Source organism: Fusicatenibacter sp. (assembly GCF_050872605.1).
Taxonomy (GTDB): domain Bacteria; phylum Bacillota; class Clostridia; order Lachnospirales; family Lachnospiraceae; genus Fusicatenibacter.
Map to the genome: position 1 here is coordinate 35,518 of NZ_JBNMHD010000016.1, position 21,870 is coordinate 57,387.

Sequence of the window (21,870 nt, forward strand, 5' to 3'; positions counted from 1 at the left end):
AAGAAAGAGGCCATGCCCCCAAAAGGGTGTGGCTTCTTTTCTTAAAAAAGGAAGCATAAACTTCTTTTAAACTGCTTTCTTTGTATAAAAGCTATGATATAATAGCAGAATAGCAGGCTGTAAATAGTGTATAAAAAGAAGAAGTATTTTTATAAACAATAGAAAAATGAGAACGAAAAGGAGATCCCGATGAACTACACAATCTACGACTACCTCGGTCTGTTCTTCCTCTACGCTTTCCTTGGCTGGCTTCTGGAAACAGCAGTAGCAGCCATTCGAAAGAAACATATGGTAAACCGAGGATTCTTAAACGGCCCATTGTGTGCCATCTACGGAATCACAGCCGTTGCTATGACACGCTACCTGTACGAGCTGCAGTCCAGCCCCGTATTCCTGTTCCTCGGCTGTATGATCATCGCCACCGCCGCCGAATGGATCGCCGGCCACGTCCTGGAGCGTATCGGCCACGGCAAATGGTGGGATTATTCCAATAAAAAATGGAACATGGACGGCTACATCTGCCTCCAGTATTCCGTACTATGGGGAATCCTTGGTGTTCTTGCCCTGAAATTCGGCAACGCACTCGGCCTTACCCTCCTCCATCTGGCGCCAACCGGCATGATGCATATCACGCTGTGGATCCTGTTCGGAATTCTTGCCGTCGATGCCATCGGTTCCTACGCCGTCCTGCGCCACATCACCAAAAAGATGCCGCGCATCACCGCGATGAACGATCAGATCGACGCTTTCACCAAACGCCTTTCGGTCCGTCTGTACCGCTGCCTGGAAGCCCGTGTCGAGCGCGCCTACCCGTCGGTGCAGCCGATTCCGAAGCAGAAAGAAAAATCGAAAGTATTTGCCGAGGGATGCAGCTTTTATAAAATCATCCTTCTGTTCATCATCGGCGCCTTCTTAGGAGACATCGTCGAGACCATCTTCTGCCGCATCACCGCCGGCGTCTGGATGAGCCGCAGCAGCCTTGTCTGGGGCCCGTTCAGCATCGTCTGGGGCCTCGCCATCGCCCTCGCCACCTGGTTCCTCTATAATTACAGAAACCGCTCCGACGGCTTTTTATTCGCCTTCGGAACCTTCCTCGGCGGCGCCTACGAATACCTCTGCAGCGTCTTCACCGAAATCGTCTTCGGAAAAGTTTTCTGGGACTACAGCGACATCCCCTTCAACCTCGGAGGCCGCATCAACCTCCTGTACTGCTTCTTCTGGGGAATCGCCGCCGTCGTATGGCTGAAAAAACTCTACCCCCTGTTCTCAAAATGGATCGAAAAAATCCCCCTGAAACAGGGTCCCATCATCACCTGGATACTGATCATCTTCATGCTCGCCAACATCCTCGTCTCCACCCTGGCCCTCACCCGCTACGACCAGCGTGCCCACAATGAGCCAGCAGCAAACGCCATAGAGCAGCTCATTGATGAACGTTTTCCGGACAGCCGGATGGAAAAAATCTATCCGAACGCAAAAATGGCGAGCTGAAGCAATAAACCTTTGGCAACCCATCAAAAGTATGATATAATACCACATAGATATTTTGAGGATAAACCGTCCTCTAAGAGCGAAGAAAGGACTCAACCACAAATGACAGTAGACAACAGCTTCACCATGAAGAAATTCCAGAGCATGGAAATCATCTATGTGACCTTTTCCCAGATCACAAAACTCCCATACGTAGAGTGCGATCCGGAAACCTTTGATGATCAGGTATACATGTTTACCGAAGAAGAAGCAGCCAAGGAGTTTGCAAAATCCTATGTAGAAAAGAACACCCCGCTGCTCACCGTAAAAGTCCTGCGCAAGCAGATGCCGAACTTCTATATGGGCCTCTACGCCGAAGGCGTCAACATGGTCATCTTCCACGAAGGCGACCAGACCCGCCGCATCGAGCTCGAGCAGATCTTCCCGAAACCAGACATGGAGAAAATGAACAAACAGCACCTCCCGGTTCTGAACCCGGGCGTACAGCTCACCGTCGTATACTTTCTGCAGGAACTCAGAAAACCAAACCAGAGAAGAGACGATGCCGAGCGCATGCAGCACCTGCGTGAACTCGAAGAAGAAATGCTTGTCAACCTGATGAGAAGCAAATTCATCCTTGCCATCGACATCTCCCAGGTACAGGGCGAATTCGATCCGGCCAACCCGGGACCAGACGTGCGCATCCCGTACATCAAAAACCAGAACGAAGACATCTTCCAGCCGCTGTTTTCCGATATCGGTGAATTCCAGAAATTCCGTCCGGATCCGCAGGCAAAACTCCGTCTGGCAGCCATCCCGTTCCAGCACCTTCTGCCGTACCTGATGAAACAGGCCAAAGGCTTCGTCATCAACCCGTCCGGCTTCAACCTTCTGTTGACCAGAGAACAGCTCCAGAGAATCATGGGAGCCCAGGCACAGAGCGTCCGACCGAACCTTGAGGCAATGATGGCACAGGCCGCTGCAGCACAGGCACAGAAAAATGCACAGAACAACGCTGCAAACGACGAAGTAAAAGAACACGTCGACGAGACAGAGAACACCGCAGCAGAAACCGACAACGAAGAATAAAACCGACAGGGCCGCAGAAAATCCCAGCAAACGGGCACTGCGGTCCGTTTTTGACTGCATAAAACCGGAAATAATAAAGAAAAACAAGAAAGGATATACAAAAATGAACGCAGAACATTGCAAAGCCTATACCCTGCTGCAGGAACAGCAGATTGACGATATCCATGCACACGGCTACCTCCTCCGCCACAACAAGAGCGGTGCCCGCGTGCTCCTTCTCGAAACCGAAGATGACAACAAAGTCTTCAACATTGCGTTCCGTACCCCGCCGGCCGACAGCACCGGCGTAGCCCACATCCTCGAGCACAGCGTCCTCTGCGGCTCCCGCGAATTCCCGTTAAAGGATCCCTTCGTAGAACTCGTCAAAGGATCCCTGAACACCTTCTTAAATGCCATGACCTACCCGGACAAAACCATGTACCCGGTAGCCAGCACCAACGATGCCGATTTCCAGAACCTGATGCATGTCTACATGGATGCCGTATTCTACCCGAACATTTACAAACACGACGAAATCTTCCGTCAGGAAGGCTGGAGCTACCATCTGGAAAGCGAAGACGGCCCGCTGACCTACAACGGTGTGGTATACAATGAAATGAAAGGAGCCTTCTCCTCCGCAGACGATGTCCTGGAGCGTGAAACCTTCAATACCCTGTTCCCGGACACCCCGTACGGCGTAGAATCCGGCGGAGACCCGTCCTGCATCCCGGACCTGACCTACGAAAACTTCCTGAAATTCCATCAGACCTATTACCATCCGTCCAACAGCTACATCTACCTGTACGGAAACATGGACATGGAAGAAAAACTGGCGTGGATGGATGAAAAATACCTGTCCCATTTTGAGGCAAAAGAAGTAAAATCCGAAATTCCGTACCAGAAACCATTTGCAGAGACCCTCGATATTGTACACGAGTATCCGGTGCTCGACGGCGATCCACTTGAAAACAATGCGTACCTGTCCTACAACATGGTCATCGGCAGCGGTCTGGATGTAAAATTGAACGTAGCATTTTCCGTTCTGGAGTATGCACTCCTTGACGCACCGGGAGCCCCAGTCAAACAGGCACTCCTTGACGCACACATCGGAAAAGACGTTTACGGCTCCTACGAGGACGGCATCTTACAGCCATTCTTTTCCATCGTAGCCAAAAACGCCGATGAAAACGAGAAAGAAAAATTCCTGTCCATCATCCGCGGCACCCTCGAGGATATCGTGAAAAACGGCATGGATCAGAAAGCCCTCGAGGCAGGCATCAACTATTTCGAATTCCGTTTCCGTGAGGCGGACTTCTCCAGCTTCCCGAAGGGCCTGATGTACGGCATTGACGTCTTCGACAGCTGGCTGTACGACGAGAACAAACCGTTCGCCTACCTGCAGCAGCTTGCGATCTACGATGAGCTGAAAAAACTGGCAAAAGAAGGCTATTTCGAAAACCTGATCCAGACGTATCTGCTGGACAACACCCATGCCTCCATCGTGACCCTCGTTCCGAAGACCGGTCTTGCCGCAGAAAATGATGCAAAGACCGCAGAAAAACTGCAGAAATACAAAGAGAGCCTGTCAAAAGAAGAGATCGAGAAAATCATTGCTGACACCAAAGAGCTGGCAGCATATCAGGAAGAAGAGGAGAGCGAGGAAGCACTCGAGACGATTCCGCTCCTGAAGCGAAGCGATATCAAACGTGAGTCTATCAAACTTTACAATGACGAGCATGAAGTCGATGGAACGACTGTGCTTCATCACAACGTATTCACGAACGGCATCGGTTACTTAAACCTGCTGTTTGATACGAAAAATGTGCCGAACGATCTGATCCCGTACATGGGTGTCTTGAAATCCGTTCTCGGCTATGTGGACACCGAACACTACACCTATGGCGAACTGTTCAACGAGATCAATGCACAGACCGGCGGCATCAACTGCGGACTGCAGGTATTCCGCATTCCGGAAAATGATGACGACTGCCGCAGAATGTTCGGCATCCGCGCGAAATTCCTGTACGACAAACTGGATTTCGTCATGAAAATGATCAAGGAAATCCTGAACACCTCCCGCCTGGATGATGAGAAACGTCTTCACGAGATCATCTCCAGCATGAAATCCGGCCTGCAGAACCGCCTGTCTTCCGCCGGAAATGCAACGGCTGTGATGCGTGCAGCTTCCTATTACTCCCCGATGAGCAATTTCCAGGACCGCATCGCAGGCATCGGCTTTTACCAGCTCTTAAAAGATCTGGACGAGAACTTCAATGAGAAAAAAGCAGAACTGATTAAAAATCTGCAGACCCTGATGAAATACATCTTCCGCAAAGAGAATCTGACCGTCTCCTATACCGCAGACGAGACAGGCTACGCACCGCTGGAAGAAAAAATCGCAGCATTCAAAGAGAATCTGTACACCGACGAAGTGGAGCCGGGCAGCATTGTGTATGACTTTGAACAGAAAAACGAAGCCTTCCAGACCTCCGGCCAGGTACAGTACGTGGCACTCTGTGGAAACTTCGAGCGCGAAGGCTACGACTACACAGGAGCCCTGCGCATCCTGCGTGTCATGCTGAGCTATGACTATCTGTGGATCAACATCCGTGTCAAAGGCGGCGCTTATGGCTGCGGCGGAGCTTTCGGAAGAGGCGGAAACGCGTGCATTTCTTCCTACCGTGACCCGAACGTCGGAAGAACCCTTGAAGTATACCGCGGTATCGGCGATTACGTGCGCAATTTCGAAGCAGACGAGCGCCAGATGACCAAATACATCATCGGAACAATCAGCGAACTCGACGTCCCGATGAACCCGTCCGCAAAAGGCCAGACCTCCGAGAGCGCATGGTTCAACGGCATCACCGAAGCCGATTTCCAGCAGGAGAGAGACCAGATCCTCGATGCAACCCTGGATGACATTCATGCACTGGCAGACCTTGTAGATGCAGCCTTAAAACAGAACAACATCTGCGTTGTCGGAAGCGAAGCAGCCATTCAGAAAGAGAAAGAACTGTTCAAGAACGTAGAGAACTTATAAGTTAGGAGAACAAAACAGCAATGGAAAACAATGCAAATTATAAATCCGGCTTTGTAGCCCTGATCGGCCGTCCGAACGTGGGAAAATCCACGCTGATGAACCACCTGATCGGACAGAAGATTGCGATCACATCCAAGAAACCGCAGACCACCCGCAACCGCATCCAGACCGTTTATACGTGTGACGAGGGACAGATCGTGTTCCTCGACACACCGGGTATCCACAAGGCGAAAAATAAGCTCGGCGAGTACATGGTCGATGTAGCCGAGAAAACGTTAAAAGAAGTCGATGTGATTCTCTGGCTCGTAGAGCCGAGCAACTTCATCGGAGCAGGAGAGCGCCATATCGCAGAGATCCTGGAGAAAGTCAATGCGCCGGTCATCCTCATTATCAACAAGACCGATACCGTGGAGAAAGACAAAATCCTGGAATTCATCGACACGTACCGCAAGCTGTTCCAGTTTGCCGAGATCATTCCGTGCTCGGCACTCCGCCATCAGAATACCGATGACATCATTCCGAGCATCTTCAAATACCTGCCGTACGGCCCGCAGTTCTACGATGAGGACACCATCACTGATCAGCCGATGCGCCAGATCGTGGCTGAGATCATCCGCGAGAAAGCACTGTACGCCTTAAACGAAGAGATTCCGCATGGCATCGCCGTTGTGATCGATCAGATGAAAGACCGCCCGAACGGAAAAATCGTTGATATCGATGCGACCATCATCTGCGAGCGCGATTCCCACAAGGGCATCATCATCGGAAAACAGGGCGCGATGCTCAAGAAGATTGGAAGCAATGCGCGGTATGAGCTGGAGCAGATGCTGGAGCAGAAAGTCAATCTGAAACTCTGGGTCAAAGTCAAAAAAGACTGGCGCGACAGCGATTTCCTTGTGAAGAACTTCGGATATGATAAAAAGAAACTCGATTTATAATATTGCATTATAATAAGGAAGAAACATGCGAGAACCAATCAATGTAAGCGGAATGGTATTATCCGCCTCCCCGGTCGGAGAGTATGACAAGCGCGTCGTGATCCTGACCCGGGAGCTCGGCAAAATCACTGCCTTCGCGCGCGGTGCCCGCCGCATGAAAAGCCCGCTGATGGCCGTTTCCAATCCGTTCGTCTTCGGCGAGTTTCAGGTCTACGAAGGCCGCGACAGCTACACTCTCTCCGGTGCAAACATCAAAGAATACTTTCTTGACCTGGCGCAGATGCAGCCCGGCGTCTACTACGGTTTTTATTTTCTGGAACTGGCCGAATATTTCGGTCAGGAAGGAAACGATGAAACCCAGATGCTGAACCTACTGTACGTGACGATGAACGCCATCCGCCGCGGAAAACAGGACCTCCGCCTGATCCGGTGCATCTTCGAACTGCGGACGATCACGATCAGCGGAGAAGCACCGCAGATGTTCTCCTGCATGGAGTGCGGCACGAAAGAGAATCTGACCGTTTTCTCCCTGCGCGACAGCGCCATCTACTGCCAAAACTGCGGAAAGACAATCAAAGATCCATGGACGCTGCAGCCGGGCACCGTGCTGGCATGCCGCTATATCATTGCGGCGCCACTGGAAAAGCTGTATGGGTTTACGGTGAATGAAGAGATCCTGGATGAACTGGAGCGGTTACTGCGGGCGTATCTGCATCGGTATGTCGAGAAAAAAATGAAAACGCTGCAAATATTGGATCTGATGAAGTAATAGAAAATGAAATATCTTACAAAAATGTGAAAAAAGTATGTCCAAGAAGCGGTCCACACCTTTACAAATAAGTAGAAGTGGGATAGAATATTTGAGATTAAAGAAAAAACGGTTTGGTATTCGTTGCAGAAGTTATAAATATACAAATGAGATGCATAGCGCCAGAAAGAGATTTTAGTAAAACTGGTAATGCGAAAAAGCAGTAAAACTATGTGTAATAAGAAAATGTTACGGATACGGAAAAAAGAAATACGACAGGGGAGAAAGGTATGTACAAAAAATCATCCACAGGATGGCTGAAGCATCTGGATTTTATGGTTCTTGATATTATCTGCTTTCAGCTCGCTTTCGTTATGGGCTATTTTCTGAGACATCACAGTTTTAATCCATATGGAAGCCCAATTTACCGAAATGAGGCTATCGTATTCGCTCTGATCCAGCTGATGATCATGTTTTTTGACGATTCTTTCAAAAACGTCATGAAGCGCGGATACCTCGTGGAAATCGGAATGACCGCAAAAAATATGGTATACATCATCGTTCTTGGTGTATTCTACCTGTTCCTGATTCAGGCGGGAGACCAGTTCTCCAGAGCAACCATTATGCTGACCGGTGTTCTGTACGGAATGTTTTCCTATCTGGTGCGCACTGGCTGGAAAGTCGTTTTGAAGAAACGCAGCAGCGGAGAACACAGCGGCCGTTCGCTTCTGATTATCACGACCGAAAAACAGTCACAGTCCGTTGTAAAGAGCATGCTGGACTTCGATTACATCGGCGTTCGTCCGACCGGCGTTGTTCTCGTAGACCAGGACAGGACCGGACACAAAATCCACGGCGTACCGGTGGTATCAAATCTTGCAGACGCAGCTGAGTATGTCTGCCGTGAGTGGTTCGACGAAGTGCTGATCGTTCTGCCGGAAGGCAGAGAAATTCCGCAGAAAGTATTCGACGCATTCGCTGAGATGGGAATTACGATCCATGTGAAAATTGCGGATGTGAATGAAATGCAGGGAAAAAATCAGACTGTAGAGCGCATGGGCAACTATACCGTGGTCACCACCTGCATCAACATGGCAAGCGCAGGACAGCTTGTGCTGAAACGAATCATGGACATCTGCGGCGGTCTTGCCGGATGTATTCTGACCGGAATCATCTTCCTGTTCGTTGCCCCGGCGATTTATATCAAGTCTCCGGGCCCGATCTTCTTTTCACAGTACCGTGTCGGAAAGAACGGAAGAAAATTCAAGATTTACAAATTCCGCAGCATGTACATGGATGCGGGAGAGCGGAAAAAAGAACTGATGAAACAAAACCGCGTCAGCGATGGTCTGATGTTCAAAATGGAGAATGACCCGCGTGTCATCGGAAGCGAAAAAGGACCTGGCAAAGGAATCGGAAACTTTATCCGCAAAACCTCGCTGGATGAGTTCCCGCAGTTCTTCAATGTGTTAAAAGGTGACATGAGCCTCGTAGGAACCCGTCCGCCGACAGTAGACGAGTGGGAGAAATATGAGCTCCATCACAGAGCAAGACTGGCAATCAAGCCAGGACTGACTGGTATGTGGCAGGTAAGCGGACGAAGCGAGATTACGGACTTCGAAGAAGTTGTAAAACTGGATACGAAGTATATCTCGGAATGGTCATTTATGCTGGATATCAGGATTCTGTTTAAGACTGTACTGATTGTATTAGGTCAGAAGGGGTCTATGTAAAAAGATACGGAATCGGACTTTGAAAATCATTCAGAATTGGATACTGTGCTGAAAAATTGCGGAAATGTTGCGATTAGGAAGATAAAAGATGGAATAAGTCGAAAGATTTATGAAGAGAAACATAGTAACACTGCTCTTGAAGAGGGCAAGAGGAGAGACTGTCTCGGTGTGGAGAGGAAAAGTCCAAATAATAACAATTATTTGGAATTTTTTCAGGATAATCGAATTTCAGGATTAATCAATACTAATATTTGAAAACAATGTTAAGTTTGATTAGTTTTGAAAAAATATAGAAATGAACTGGAGAAGATATGAAAAAAGAAGTACAGCATGTTTATTTAGTAGGCGCAAAATCCCTTGGAGCTTACGGCGGTTACGAAACCTTTGTATTCAAGCTTACAGAGTACCATCAGAACAAAGAAAATATTAAATATCATGTTGCATGCAAAGCCAATGGTGATGGCTGCATGGATGAAAACAAATTTGAGGGTGTGACCAAAATTAACGATCATGAGTTTGAACTCCATAATGCACACTGCTTTAAGATCGATGTCCCTCAGATCGGACCTGCACAGGCGATTTATTATGATGTAGCAGCTCTGCATGCTTGTTGTGAACACATCAAAAAAAATCATATCAATCACCCAATTGTTTATATTATGGCCTGCCGTATTGGACCATTTGCGGGGCATTTTTACAGAAAAATTCATAAGCTGGGTGGCAAGGTGTATCTGAACCCGGATGGGGAGTGTGAAATAATATGGACAACCAGAGAAAAGCCTGATTTCATGCGGGTTTACGCGGCTTGACCTTTTCACCTCAACCTGTTTCTGCCTGTCATGGTGCGTTATAACCAGCGTGATTTCAGGTGCTAATGGCTTCTGGTTGCGCTCTATACTTAACCCACCACAGCGAAAGCTGATAGAGCAGAAAACAGAATAAGGAGGTACGAAGGCAAGCCTGCGTATAGATTGCTGCGGTGATCTGTATACAGGCTTGTTGTCGTGCAATGAAGAACAACATACCGGGGGGAGAATTTGAATGAAAACAAAAAGTGTAATAGAGAAAAATATGAAAGTTTGCCTTGTGGGGTCATCTGGTGGTCATTTGACCCACCTTTATATGCTAAAGCCATTTTGGAAAGACAAAAATCGCTTTTGGGTGACCTTTGATAAGGAAGATGCAAGAAGCCTTTTAGAGGGAGAAAAGGTATACCCTTGTTACTTCCCGACAAACCGTAGTATTAAGGCACTCATCAAAAATACAAAAATTGCGTGGGATGTGCTGCATAAGGAAAAGCCTGATTTGATTATTTCCTGCGGTGCAGCGGTTGCGGTTCCATTCTTCTACATTGGAAAGACGATGGGCGCAAAGCTGATTTATATTGAGGTCTTTGATCGGATTGATAAGCCAACGATGACGGGAAAAATGGTTTATCCCATTGTTGACAAGTTTATTGTGCAGTGGGAAGAGCAGAAAAAGGTCTATCCGAAAGCGGTCAACCTCGGAAGCATTTTCTAAGTAGGGGTAATAAGTAATGATTTTTGTGACGGTAGGAACACATGAGCAGCCGTTTAATCGACTGATTCAAAAAGTAGACGAATTGAAACGTGATGGGGTTATCAAAGATGATGTGATTATCCAAACCGGCTTTAGTACATATGAGCCGAAATACTGCCAGTGGAGCAAATTGATTCCGTACCAGCAGATGGTTAAGAATGTAGCCGATGCCAGGATTGTAATTACTCACGGTGGCCCAGCAAGTTTCATCATGCCATTGCAGGTAGGGAAAACACCCATCGTTGTGCCGCGGCAGCATCAATTCAATGAGCATGTAAACGATCATCAGGTTGAATTTGCGAGAAATGTGGCTCAGAGAATGGGAACAATCATCCCGGTAGAAGATATTGAAATATTGGGAGACATCATAACGAACTATGATCAGATTGTCGCTGGTATGGGACACGGAATGAATAGCAATAATGCAAGGTTCAATGAAAAGTTGGAGCAAATTGTAGAGGAACTTATGAAGTAAGCTGATTTTATAGTGGCTGAGTCGTAGTAAATGAAAAATAAATAGGAAAGAGAGAATAACATCGTGAAAGTTCTTCATATTCCAACGGGAGGATTGTTTTCGGACGGGATACTTAGCTGTATTACAGACTACATGGCGGCGATGGATAAAACTGATTTGGATGTTCGGGTCCTTGCAACAAATAAAGCAGAGGATGTTGCTGTTCAAAAAGTAAAAAGAAGTGGATGCAAAGTTGTTTCTATCCCGTATAGAAAAACGAACATAGTCAAATATTTTTTCTCGCTGTGTAGATATTTAGTAAGAGAGAAAATAGATATTGTTCACGTTCATGGCAGCAGTGCCATTATGAGCGTTGAACTTGTTGCGGCAATGTTGGCAGGATGCAAAGTACGGATAGCGCATAGTCATAATACTACCTGCGAGCATCAAGAAGTCGATAAATTGTTACGTCCGATTTTTAATAGGGCCTATACAAAAGCATTTGCATGTGGTTCTGAAGCTGGAAAATGGATGTTTGGAAATCGTGAGTTCGTAATTATTCCTAATGGGCGCGATATAAAAAAGTACGAATATAATGCACAAAACAGAATAAATTATCGGAATAAATTGAAAATTCCAAAAAGCGCTTTAGTGGTTGGCCATGTGGGACGATTTAACGTTCAAAAGAATCATGAATATTTGCTTCAGGTTTTTGAAGAACTTTACAAGAAAGATAGAAATACATATCTCGTGTTAGTAGGAACAGGAGAGAAAATAGACGAAATAAAAGATCTGGTAAAAAAATCTACGATTAGAGATAATGTTATTTTTACTGGCGTAATAGACAATGTGGCAGATTATCTTTCAGCTTTCGATGTAATGCTTTTGCCTAGTTTGTATGAGGGCCTTCCAATGGTTGTAATTGAGTGGCAGATTGCCGGGTTGCCATGTATTGTGTCAGATACAGTCACAAAAGAATGCGCAATTACTCCATTGGTGAAATTTAAATCAATCAAAGAAAGCCCTGAGAGCTGGGCAAGGAACATTATAGATATTTCTTTGCAAGATAGAGAAAAAAGCAAGGATGTGCTTTTTAGCAGCATAAGAAAAGCTGGATATGATATTGAATTTGGTGCAGAAAGGCTTAGAAATATATATTTCGGCTTGACGAAAACAGTTTGAAATTTCTGAACGGAGAAAATGGTTATGCCGACATATGAAGGTTTACGGTTGAAGGTATTAAAGTGCTGGAGGCTTGGATTAGCCAATTATCGAAAAAAGAAACTAAGAGTTACAGATTTTACAATTATATCTAATAACTGCTGGGGTGGAATGGTATATGAAAGCTATAATCTTCCGAAAGAATCACCAACAGTTGGGATGTTTTTTGTTGCAAAGGATTATATTGAATTTTTGTCCGACTTGAAAGGCTATGTCAATGGGAAATTGACGTTTATTAAACCAGAAAAGTCTCGATGGAAAGATATGCCACAGATTTCAGAAGATAAGAGGTTTGGCTCGTATCCCATAGGAGTGCTATCTAATGGAATAAATACGATTGAACTATTCTTTTTACATTATCACAGTGAAAAAGAAGCAAGAGAAAAGTGGGAACGGCGTATTCAGAGAATTAACTGGAATAAATTGTTGATTAAATTCAATGATCAAAATGGGTGTACAGAAACGGAGGTGGATGAGTTTATGAAATTGCCTTATAAGAATAAGTTGTTCTTTACCTGCAAGCAATGGAGAAATATTCAGGGGGGGGGTACACAGTTATTCGCCAGTTCCCCAAGCATGAATCTATAATGGCTTCTTATGAACCGTTTGGAAAAAGTAAATATATAAACATTACATCAGTCATAAACCAGTTGTAGGAGAAGTTCGTTTATCTTTCGTGCAGACTTGTTTGTGACAGATTTGCATGGAGGAGTATGAAGATATTTCATAAATGCTGCACTGGCTTATTGAGTGCGTGGAAGATACTGTGTGCTAAAGTTTGTACTTATGGAAAAGTTCAGGCAACATGGATCAATTCGATTAGAGGCGCATTAAAAACTGAAATTATAGGTGATGGGCGTATTACCATTGGACGTTTTTTGATGTCAAGAGGGCCGCTTTATTTAAAATCCGTAGATGGTGGGAAAATGACTATTGGCGAAAATGTATTCTTTAATCATAATTGTTCGCTCACTTGTGCAGAGAATATTGTGATTGGAAATGATTGTATGTTTGCCAATAATCTCGTTATCATCGATCATGACCATGAGATTGGAAAAGATGGTGTGACAGAAACACTCGTTTCAAAGCCCATTACGATCGGGGATAGAGTTTGGTGTGGGGCAAATGTTACGATAACAAAGGGCGTCCATATTGGATCTGGTGCCGTTATTGGTGCAAATGCTGTAGTAGTAAATGATGTGGAGGCCCACTCAATTGTTGCAGGAGTCCCGGCTAAAAGAATTAAATAACATAAAATAATAGAGGAAATAAGATGATACCTAAAATAATTCATTATTGCTGGTTTGGTGGAAAACCACTGCCAAAAGATGTTTTGGATTGCATTAAAACATGGGAAAAGTATTGCCCAGATTACGAAATCAAACGATGGGATGAGTCAAATTTTGATGTGGATAGCCATCCGTTTATGAAAGCAGCATACGAAGCAAAAGCATGGGCGTTTGTTTCGGATTATGCAAGATTGAAAGTAGTGTATGATAACGGTGGAATTTATTTAGATACAGATGTTGAACTCCTGAAAAAACCTGATTTTCTGTTAGAAAATCAGTGTTACATAGGGATTCAGCAGCCTGAATCCCTATGTAACACTGGACTTGGTTTTGGTGCCCAAAAATCAAGTCCAGTGGTACAGAAGATGATGGAATGCTATGATTCAATTCCTTTTTCTGACCAGAAGAAAAACACATTTGCGTGTCCGTGGCTTAATGATAAGGTGATTCGTTCATTTGGTAAGGTCAGCAATGAGGACGTTACCTATCTAAAAGAAGTAACAGTATATCCACCACGTTTCTTTGATCCACTTTCGACAGGTAATACAGAGAATTTACTTTGTGAGGACACGGTTTCAATCCATCATTATGCAGCAACATGGGCTGGTAACAAACAAAAGTGGAAAAGAAAGATTGCAAGAACTATAGGAGAAAAAAATGTTCAAAAAATAAAGAAAATACGGAATATGATTTTTCTCAAGCAGGAGAAAAAATGATGAAAAGATCTCTTACAGTGTCACTGCAATCTGTGCTTTTATATGTTATAATAATAGGCTTTTTATTTCCGCGTGGATATATTGGAGTAAGTGAAACTTACCATAAAGTGTGTTCTGCAACTATGTGGTTATCGGTAATTCTAACATGGCTGCAATGGATAAAATGCTCAAGAACTAGAAGCAAATTATTCAAAGGAAAAATTGAAAAATATGCGCTACAAATAACTACATATTTTATTTTGTCGATTATTATTACGATGGTTTGTAGGCGTAGCGTGTCGAGCGGGCTACAGCAGTTATTAGCAGCACCAAGTGTGTGCGTGTTTATGATTTTAAATATGAAAAGAAATCCTAAAAAGTTGCTGGATAATATAGTGAATGTTTTGTGTGTTGAATTTACAATTAACTTAGTTATGACATTGTTGCAACCAGACTTTTATGGATTGTATCACACTATATTTTTAGGACATATACAAGTTGTATCACAGTATGGAGTCCTTGCAATATTAGTATCTGTGCTTTCGTGGATGCTATATCATGATAGAACAAAAAGAATTGTATATCTTTTCATTATTACACTATATACAATGTTAACAACAGACGCTGAAGCGGCAGTTTTTACGGCAATTGCTTTTTTAATTGCATTTGTTATATATAAATGGAAACTTTCACAGGTTTTAATGCTTCCTAGTGAGGTTTATATAATTGTAATGGTAGCCTTAAGTGCTTTGATAGTATACTTTTCGGCTGTAAACACTAATTTCCTTTTATATCTTGACATTAACGGAAGAAGTTTCGTGTGGAAAAGCGCGCTTGAAAAGATAGAACTTCGCCCAATTTTTGGATATGGAATAGATGGTGTGCTCTTGAGTACATTCTGGACAAAAGGATTTAATTATGCACATAATCAACTTGTTCAAAATCTTTTGGACGGCGGAGTGATTTTAATGATTTCTTTTTGGGGGATGATACTTGGATTTGCAAAAGATATAAATAAAATTAAGATAACAAGGTATAGAGTTTTGTGCAATGCAAGTTTAATAGCGTTGCTGTTTATTATGTTATTTGAGAGTACGACACTTTATATTTATATGTATATGATTCTTTCAATTATATTTAGCGTGAGGACGCTTGTAAAAGATAGAGAGGAGATAATTAATAATGGGTTTAATTACAAAGGTAAAACAGCTAGTTGCTAAGAAATATTATCCTTGGCGTATTCGCAAAAAGGCCGCAAAATGTGGTGCTGGTTTATATTGCGGTGGAAAATCATGGGTGACGAGTAATACATATCTTGGTAATCATGTGAGTTTTAATGGAATGGGTATATCTGGAAACGGGAAGGTTGAAATAGGAAACTATTTCCATTCTGGAGTTGGTTGCCAGATTATAACATCATTTCATAATTATGAAGGAAAAAAGATTCCCTATGATGAAACATTTCTGGATAAAGATGTTTATATTGGAGATTGTGTGTGGTTGGGAAATAATGTGATCGTATTAGGGGGGGTGAAGATTGGAGAAGGAGCTATTGTGCAAGCTGGCTCGATTGTATGTAAAGATATACTTCCTTTTGGAATTGCTGGTGGACATCCGGCGATTGCATTTAAATATAGAGATAAAGAACACTATTTGAAATTAAAACAAGAAGGACAATTTCATTGAAAATGAAAATAAATATAGCCGAAAAGTATAAGGAACTTTCACCTCCCGTAAAAGCATCACTGTGGTACACCATTTGCAATGTCATAAATAAAGGAATAGCATTGCTGTCTACTCCGATTTTTACAAGGGTGATGTCCGAAGAACAATATGGACAATTCTCGATTTTTCAATCGTGGGTATCGATCTTAATTATATTCACATCTCTAAATGTTTTTTTGAGCGGTTATCAAAAAGGGCTTATCCTATTTGCAGACGATGTTGAGCGTTTTACATCATCCCAACTAGGCTTGATTATTACGATTACAGCAGTCTTTTTAGGTGTTTATATTATTGCTCCTTCATTTTGGACAGAGGTATTTCAACTATCACCTGTTTTGATGATTGCAATGTTTGCTGAATTGTTCTTCATGCCATCAACGGAGTTATGGAGCGCAAAGCAGCGATTTGATTACAAATATAAAAAATATGTTGCTTTGACGATCTTTATGACAGCCCTTTCATTAGGGGGTGGCATAATTGCAGTAGGACTTACTTCGTACAAAACAGAAGCGCGTGTCTATGCGGATATGCTGGCAAAAGGCTTGGTTGGTGTATTACTTCTGGCTCTATTATTTTGCCGCGGAAAAATATTTTATAATAAAAAATATTGGACGTATGCGCTTGGATTTAATCTTCCTCTAATTCCACATTATTTGTCGAACTATGTTCTTAACCAATCAGACCGTTTAATGATTGGCAGAATGGTTGGAACGGCACAGGCCGCATATTATAGTGTGGCCTATACGATCTCTAGCATGATGATGTTGGTGATGACAGCAATAAATAATTCACTGACGCCATATATTTACAAATCAATTAGGGACGGAAAAACTAAAGATATAAGAAAAGTAGCAAATGGATTGGTTGTTTTAATAGCGTGTTTGTGCATGTGTGTGATGGCATTTGCACCAGAAGTGATTTATGTATTTGCAGGGGAAAAGTACATGGATGCCATTTATGTAATACCCCCGATTGCACTTTCAGTTCTGTTTATATTCTTGTATTCATTATTCAGCACTATTGAATATTACTATGAAAAAACAAAATGGATTTCAACGGCTACTTGTATTTGTGCTGTATTGAATTTGATTTTGAATTTTGTGTTTATTAAAATATATGGATATTATGCGGCGGGTTATACGACATTGATTTGCTATATCTTTTTGGCTTATGTACACTACCTGTTCTATAGAAAAGTGTTGAGTGAAAAAAAGATAGAAAGTGAGATTTACGATATAAAATTGATTCTGGCAGTTTCTGTAGGAACAATAGTGTTGATGTTTGCACTTGTTGTGGTATATAAAAATGTTTTGATTCGATATTTAATGGTTTCAATAATAGTGCTTATTGCAATAGTAAATAAAAACAAAATCATGAATATGTTACTTGCTGTTAAAAATAAGGAATGATGACATGAAAGTAATTTCGTATCTGAAAAAAAACGGTTTGAAGCATACACTTGATGTGATATATATGTACAAGATTGATATTATGCTTCAAAGAATTATGCAAGTGTTTCTTAAAAAAAGAACATTACAAGACGTTATTGTTATTGAAAGTCATAATGATTTTGATAGCAATGGCGGCGCATTTTATCGTTATCTGATAGAAAATGGCTACAATGAAAAATATAAGATTGTGTGGTTAATCAAAAATAAAAAGCCGGAGAACTTGCCCCCAAATGTGGTCTGCTTTCCCTTGTATAAGCCGAATGTGCTAAAAGACTATTATATTTATATGGCAAAGTTTTTCACGGCGGATTGTGTTGTAACAGGAAAGGTGCGGGACGGACAAAAATCTTATTACTTGACACACGGCGCATTTTCACTGAAAAATTCAAAGGGAAAAATCGATGTGCCAGAATGTGTGGATTATATTTTAATTCCGTCTGAGTATACAAGAAAGATACAAGAAAACCAATTTAATCCGCAACCACAAACCAAAATGATTTCCATAGGATTCCCTATACATGATCAACTTCTGAAACCGTGTGAACCGCAGTTGTGTAAAATGAATGTTGACGCAGCCAGGAAAAAGACAATTATCTGGATGCCTACTTTTAGAAAAGGTGGAGGGTATCAGCGCAATGATAGTCGTGCTGAACTGCCATTGGGAATACCACTTGTGGAAAATAACGAGCAATTATATAAGTTAAATCAAATCTTGAAAGAGCGTGATGGACTACTAATTATTAAAATTCATCCAATGCAGGATATGAGTACGGTCCACATTGAAGAACAATCTAATATACGACTTCTAACGGGAACAAAGTGTAAGAAGCTTGGAATTGATAATTACGAGCTTCTAAAAGAGACGGATGCAATGATTAGTGATTATTCATCCGTGGCATTTGATTATCTTTTCTTGAATAAACCACTAGGATATACTTTTTCTGATTTGAATGAATATAAGAACGGATTAGTTGTGGATGATCCATCAGAATTGATGGCGGGGCCTATTATCAATGACTTTGAGCAGTTAAAGAATTTTGTTGGTGAAGTATTATTAGGTATAGATAAATATGAGTACAAGAGGGTGAAGCTAAGACAAAAATTATTTGAGTTTGATGATGGCAACGCATGTAGAAGATTGGTAAACCATATGGGATTAAAGAAATGAGGAATCAAGGTATATGAACATTGCAGTTTTAACGGCTGGTGGCATTGGCAGCAGAACACATCAAGACCTTCCAAAACAGTTTTTGACGGTTGAAAATAAACCAATTATTATCTATACGTTAGAAGCGTTTCAGCAACATCCAAGTATTGATGAAATATATGTGTCTTGCTTAGAGGGATGGAATGCTGTACTTGAAGCATATGCAAAGCAATTTAATATCACAAAACTCAAAAGAATTGTAATAGGTGGTGCGACAGGTCAGGAATCAATTTATAATGGTTTGAAAGCGATTAAGGAAGATAATGAAGAAACAAAAGATATTGTGGTGATAATCCATGATGGTAATAGACCTATGTTACCGCAGGATGTAATTACAGACAACCTCGTAAAACAAAAAAAATTTGGCTCTGCTGTTACAGTGATTCCGACTACAGAAGTTGTGTTCGTTTCAAAAGATGGTGTGGAATCTAATGCGGCGTTGAACAGGGAAGAACTTTGGAGAACTCAGACACCACATTCATACAAGTTTGATGAATTATGGACTGTTCATAATAAAGCGATTCGAGATGGTGTTACTAATATGGCAGCATCTTGTTCATTGATGCAGAAATATGGATATACCACCTATTTTTCAAAAGGTTCAGAAAAAAATATAAAAATTACAACGGTAGAGGATATTGAAATTTTCAAGGCATTATTAAGCGCAAAAAATGACGAGTGGATAAAAAAATGATGAATTTAAAGGAAGAAGAAATAAAATCAATAGCTGAGCTTCCATATAGTTGGGAAAAAATTAAGGATAAAACGATTTTGGTTTCAGGTGGAACAGGCTTTATCGGTACATCTCTCATTGAGCTTATCAAATATCGAAATCAAAAATATGGCGAAAACACAAAGGTGATTTCTCTTTCGAGAAGAGGAGGAACATCAAGCGAATATCTTGAGTGTATAAGGGCGGATGTTAAGCAACCGGTACAGTATGATGGAAAGATAGATTACATCATACATTTGGCTTCTAATACTCATCCAAAACAATATGCGGACGATCCTATTGGAACGATAATGACAAATATATGTGGCTGCGATAATTTGCTGAAATTGGCAGTAGAGAAAAGGGCGCGGTTCCTTTTAGCGTCTAGCGTGGAAATATATGGGCAAGGTATGACAGTCCCTATGGATGAGAAATATTGCGGATACATTGATTGTAACCTTGCAAGATCTGGATATAATGAAGCCAAAAGAACTTGTGAGGCATTAACACAGTCTTACCGAAGTGCCTTTGGCGTTGATGCAGTAATTGCAAGATTTGCTAGAGTATTTGGGGCAGACAAAAAACATGATACAAAAGCTATGAGCCAATTTATGGATAAAGCAGTTCATGGAGAAAATATCATTCTGAAAAGTAAAGGCCAACAAAGGTATTCGTACTGTTATATTGCAGATGCTGTTAGCGGACTTTTTAAATTACTGTTGGATGGACAAGATGGTCAAGCCTATAATATTTCTGATGATGATGAAGGGCTAACACTAGGGGAATATGCTGAATATATAGCATCATTGGCCAATTTAAAAGTGCGTTATGAAATAGAGAACAATGAAAGTGTATCTAAAGCAACTTTTGCACTTCTGGACACCAAAAAGATAAAAAACATTGGATGGAAACCTCAATACAGTGTTAAGGATGGATTGAAAAGAACTTATATAATCAAAAAACAATTTGTTAATGAGGATTAGTTTAGTATGGCAAAATACTTTGGAACCGATGGCTTCCGTGGTGAAGCCGGAATTACATTAACAGCAGACCATGCATATAAAGTGGGTCGCTTTTTAGGCTGGTACTATAATATGCTCTGTGAGCGTAACGGTGATACCGAACCTGCTCGTATCGTCATCGGCAAGGATACTCGCCGCAGTTCCTATATGTTCGAGTATAGCCTGGTTGCTGGCCTGACCGCTTCTGGCGCAGATGCTTATCTGCTCCACGTCACTACGACCCCGTCTGTGGCGTATATCGCACGCGTAGATGACTTTGACTGCGGCATCATGATTTCTGCCAGTCACAATCCTTACTATGACAATGGTATCAAGCTGATTGACTGCTACGGAGAAAAAATGCCGGAGGAAACTCTGCTGCTGGTGGAGGATTACATCGACGGCAAGCTCCATGTGTTCGATAAGGATTGGCCGGAACTGCCCTTCGCCCACCGTGAGCATATCGGCTGCACGGTGGATTATGTGGCAGGTCGAAATCGTTATATGGGTTATCTGATTTCTCTGGGTATCTACTCTTTCAAGGGTGTCAAGGTCGGTCTGGACTGCGCCAACGGCTCAAGCTGGAACATTGCAAAGTCTGTCTTTGATGCTCTCGGTGCAGACACCTATGTTATCAACAACCAGCCCAATGGTCTGAACATCAACCTGAATGCTGGCTCCACCCACATTGAAGGTTTGCAGAAGTTTGTTGTGGAAAAAGGCTTGGATATTGGCTTTGCCTACGATGGTGATGCTGATCGATGCTTGTGTGTGGACGAGAAGGGCAATGTTATCACTGGTGACCACATTCTGTATATCTACGGCTGCTATATGAAAGAACGTGGTAAGCTGTTAAATAATACCGTTGTCACCACGGTTATGTCCAACTTTGGCCTCTACAAAGCTTTTGATGAGCAGGGTATCGGTTACGCTAAGACCGCTGTGGGCGACAAGTATGTCTATGAATATATGGCTAAAAACGGCTGCCGCATTGGCGGTGAGCAGAGCGGTCATATCATTTTCTCTAAGTACGCAAGCACTGGCGATGGCATCCTGACCAGTCTGAAGATGATGGAAGTCATGCTGGCTAAGAAGAAACCGATGAGCGAGTTGGCAGCACCGCTGAAGATCTATCCGCAGGTGTTGGAGAATGTTCGCGTGACCGATAAGAAGGCTGCACAGAATGACCCTGCTGTGCAGGAAGCCGTGTCTAAGGTTGCTGAGGCACTGGGCGATACCGGCCGTATTCTGGTACGTGAGTCCGGCACTGAGCCGGTTGTTCGTGTCATGGTGGAAGCACCTGACCACGACATCTGCCAGAAGTATGTTGACGAAGTGGTCAATGTAATCGGCGAAAAGGGATATAAGGCGTAAAGTCAATGACGACTCTGGCAGTGTCCGGAGTCGTTTTGTATAAGTTGTATATTCCGACCGCACAGAACCATCTGCACGGTGATTCAGAACCACTCTATCGCTTGAATAGAGCCACCTTCACGGAAGGTGAGCCATTCATATAAATTTATCCTATAATGAGATTGGCACACACAAGTGTGACTAA

Annotated in this window: 20 protein-coding genes; all 20 read left to right on the plus strand. The window is 42.8% G+C overall.

Annotation, left to right across the window (positions count from 1 at the left end):
- Positions 1 to 189 precede the first annotated feature (189 nt).
- The 20 genes from ACY2VT_RS06735 to glmM all read left to right on the plus strand — a co-directional run bounded on the left by ACY2VT_RS06735 (position 190) and on the right by glmM (position 21,686).
- Positions 190 to 1,491 carry a putative ABC transporter permease gene (locus ACY2VT_RS06735; RefSeq protein WP_461879353.1) on the plus strand — a complete coding sequence of 434 codons (1,302 nt, stop codon included), beginning with the start codon at positions 190 to 192 and terminating at the stop codon, positions 1,489 to 1,491.
- A gap of 102 nt (positions 1,492 to 1,593) precedes the next feature.
- Positions 1,594 to 2,559, plus strand: a complete 966-nt coding sequence (locus tag ACY2VT_RS06740; RefSeq protein WP_158581007.1) for an SseB family protein — start codon at positions 1,594 to 1,596, stop codon at positions 2,557 to 2,559.
- A 103-nt stretch (positions 2,560 to 2,662) separates the two neighbouring features.
- A complete protein-coding gene (locus ACY2VT_RS06745) occupies positions 2,663 to 5,578 on the plus strand; it encodes an insulinase family protein (protein ID WP_461879354.1) in 2,916 nt (971 codons plus the stop codon).
- A 20-nt stretch (positions 5,579 to 5,598) separates the two neighbouring features.
- A complete protein-coding gene (gene era / locus ACY2VT_RS06750; protein ID WP_055227900.1) occupies positions 5,599 to 6,516 on the plus strand; it encodes a GTPase Era in 918 nt (305 codons plus the stop codon).
- 25 nt (positions 6,517 to 6,541) lie between these two features.
- On the plus strand, positions 6,542 to 7,285 hold the full coding sequence (gene recO / locus ACY2VT_RS06755) for a DNA repair protein RecO (protein ID WP_461879355.1): 744 nt from the start codon (positions 6,542 to 6,544) through the stop codon (positions 7,283 to 7,285).
- Positions 7,286 to 7,554: 269 nt separating this feature from the next.
- On the plus strand, positions 7,555 to 8,997 hold the full coding sequence (locus tag ACY2VT_RS06760) for a sugar transferase (protein ID WP_461879356.1): 1,443 nt from the start codon (positions 7,555 to 7,557) through the stop codon (positions 8,995 to 8,997).
- A gap of 311 nt (positions 8,998 to 9,308) precedes the next feature.
- Positions 9,309 to 9,806: a DUF1972 domain-containing protein gene (locus tag ACY2VT_RS06765; RefSeq protein WP_461879357.1), complete on the plus strand. Its 498-nt coding sequence runs from the start codon at positions 9,309 to 9,311 to the stop codon at positions 9,804 to 9,806.
- Between the two features lie 262 nt (positions 9,807 to 10,068).
- Positions 10,069 to 10,518: a PssD/Cps14F family polysaccharide biosynthesis glycosyltransferase gene (gene pssD / locus ACY2VT_RS06770; protein ID WP_461879370.1), complete on the plus strand. Its 450-nt coding sequence runs from the start codon at positions 10,069 to 10,071 to the stop codon at positions 10,516 to 10,518.
- Positions 10,519 to 10,534: 16 nt separating this feature from the next.
- A complete protein-coding gene (locus tag ACY2VT_RS06775; RefSeq protein ID WP_461879358.1) occupies positions 10,535 to 11,032 on the plus strand; it encodes a glycosyltransferase in 498 nt (165 codons plus the stop codon).
- 63 nt (positions 11,033 to 11,095) lie between these two features.
- Complete coding sequence (locus ACY2VT_RS06780; protein WP_461879359.1) at positions 11,096 to 12,193, plus strand: glycosyltransferase family 1 protein; 1,098 nt, start codon at positions 11,096 to 11,098, stop codon at positions 12,191 to 12,193.
- A gap of 24 nt (positions 12,194 to 12,217) precedes the next feature.
- Entirely contained in the window at positions 12,218 to 12,820 is a 603-nt protein-coding gene (locus ACY2VT_RS06785; protein ID WP_461879360.1) for a DUF1919 domain-containing protein, read from the plus strand.
- Positions 12,821 to 12,945: 125 nt separating this feature from the next.
- On the plus strand, positions 12,946 to 13,482 hold the full coding sequence (locus ACY2VT_RS06790) for an acyltransferase (RefSeq protein ID WP_461879361.1): 537 nt from the start codon (positions 12,946 to 12,948) through the stop codon (positions 13,480 to 13,482).
- A 23-nt stretch (positions 13,483 to 13,505) separates the two neighbouring features.
- The gene (locus ACY2VT_RS06795) at positions 13,506 to 14,237 is read left to right on the plus strand and encodes a glycosyltransferase family 32 protein (RefSeq protein ID WP_461879362.1); all 732 of its coding nucleotides are present in this window, start codon (positions 13,506 to 13,508) and stop codon (positions 14,235 to 14,237) included.
- Entirely contained in the window at positions 14,141 to 15,436 is a 1,296-nt protein-coding gene (locus ACY2VT_RS06800) for an O-antigen ligase family protein (protein WP_461879363.1), read from the plus strand. The genes ACY2VT_RS06795 and ACY2VT_RS06800 overlap by 97 nt, the downstream gene beginning before the upstream one ends.
- A complete protein-coding gene (locus tag ACY2VT_RS06805; protein ID WP_461879364.1) occupies positions 15,399 to 15,902 on the plus strand; it encodes an acyltransferase in 504 nt (167 codons plus the stop codon). Before ACY2VT_RS06800 ends, ACY2VT_RS06805 begins: the two co-directional genes overlap by 38 nt.
- 2 nt (positions 15,903 to 15,904) lie before the next feature.
- The gene (locus ACY2VT_RS06810) at positions 15,905 to 17,350 is read left to right on the plus strand and encodes a lipopolysaccharide biosynthesis protein (protein ID WP_461879365.1); all 1,446 of its coding nucleotides are present in this window, start codon (positions 15,905 to 15,907) and stop codon (positions 17,348 to 17,350) included.
- A 4-nt stretch (positions 17,351 to 17,354) separates the two neighbouring features.
- A complete protein-coding gene (locus tag ACY2VT_RS06815; protein ID WP_461879366.1) occupies positions 17,355 to 18,560 on the plus strand; it encodes a CDP-glycerol glycerophosphotransferase family protein in 1,206 nt (401 codons plus the stop codon).
- A 13-nt stretch (positions 18,561 to 18,573) separates the two neighbouring features.
- Positions 18,574 to 19,293, plus strand: coding sequence for an IspD/TarI family cytidylyltransferase (locus tag ACY2VT_RS06820; RefSeq protein WP_461879367.1), 720 nt, complete (start codon positions 18,574 to 18,576; stop codon positions 19,291 to 19,293).
- Entirely contained in the window at positions 19,278 to 20,294 is a 1,017-nt protein-coding gene (locus ACY2VT_RS06825; protein WP_461879368.1) for an NAD-dependent epimerase/dehydratase family protein, read from the plus strand. Before ACY2VT_RS06820 ends, ACY2VT_RS06825 begins: the two co-directional genes overlap by 16 nt.
- A 6-nt stretch (positions 20,295 to 20,300) precedes the next feature.
- Complete coding sequence (gene glmM, locus ACY2VT_RS06830) at positions 20,301 to 21,686, plus strand: phosphoglucosamine mutase (RefSeq protein WP_461879369.1); 1,386 nt, start codon at positions 20,301 to 20,303, stop codon at positions 21,684 to 21,686.
- The last annotated feature ends 184 nt before the right edge of the window (positions 21,687 to 21,870 follow it).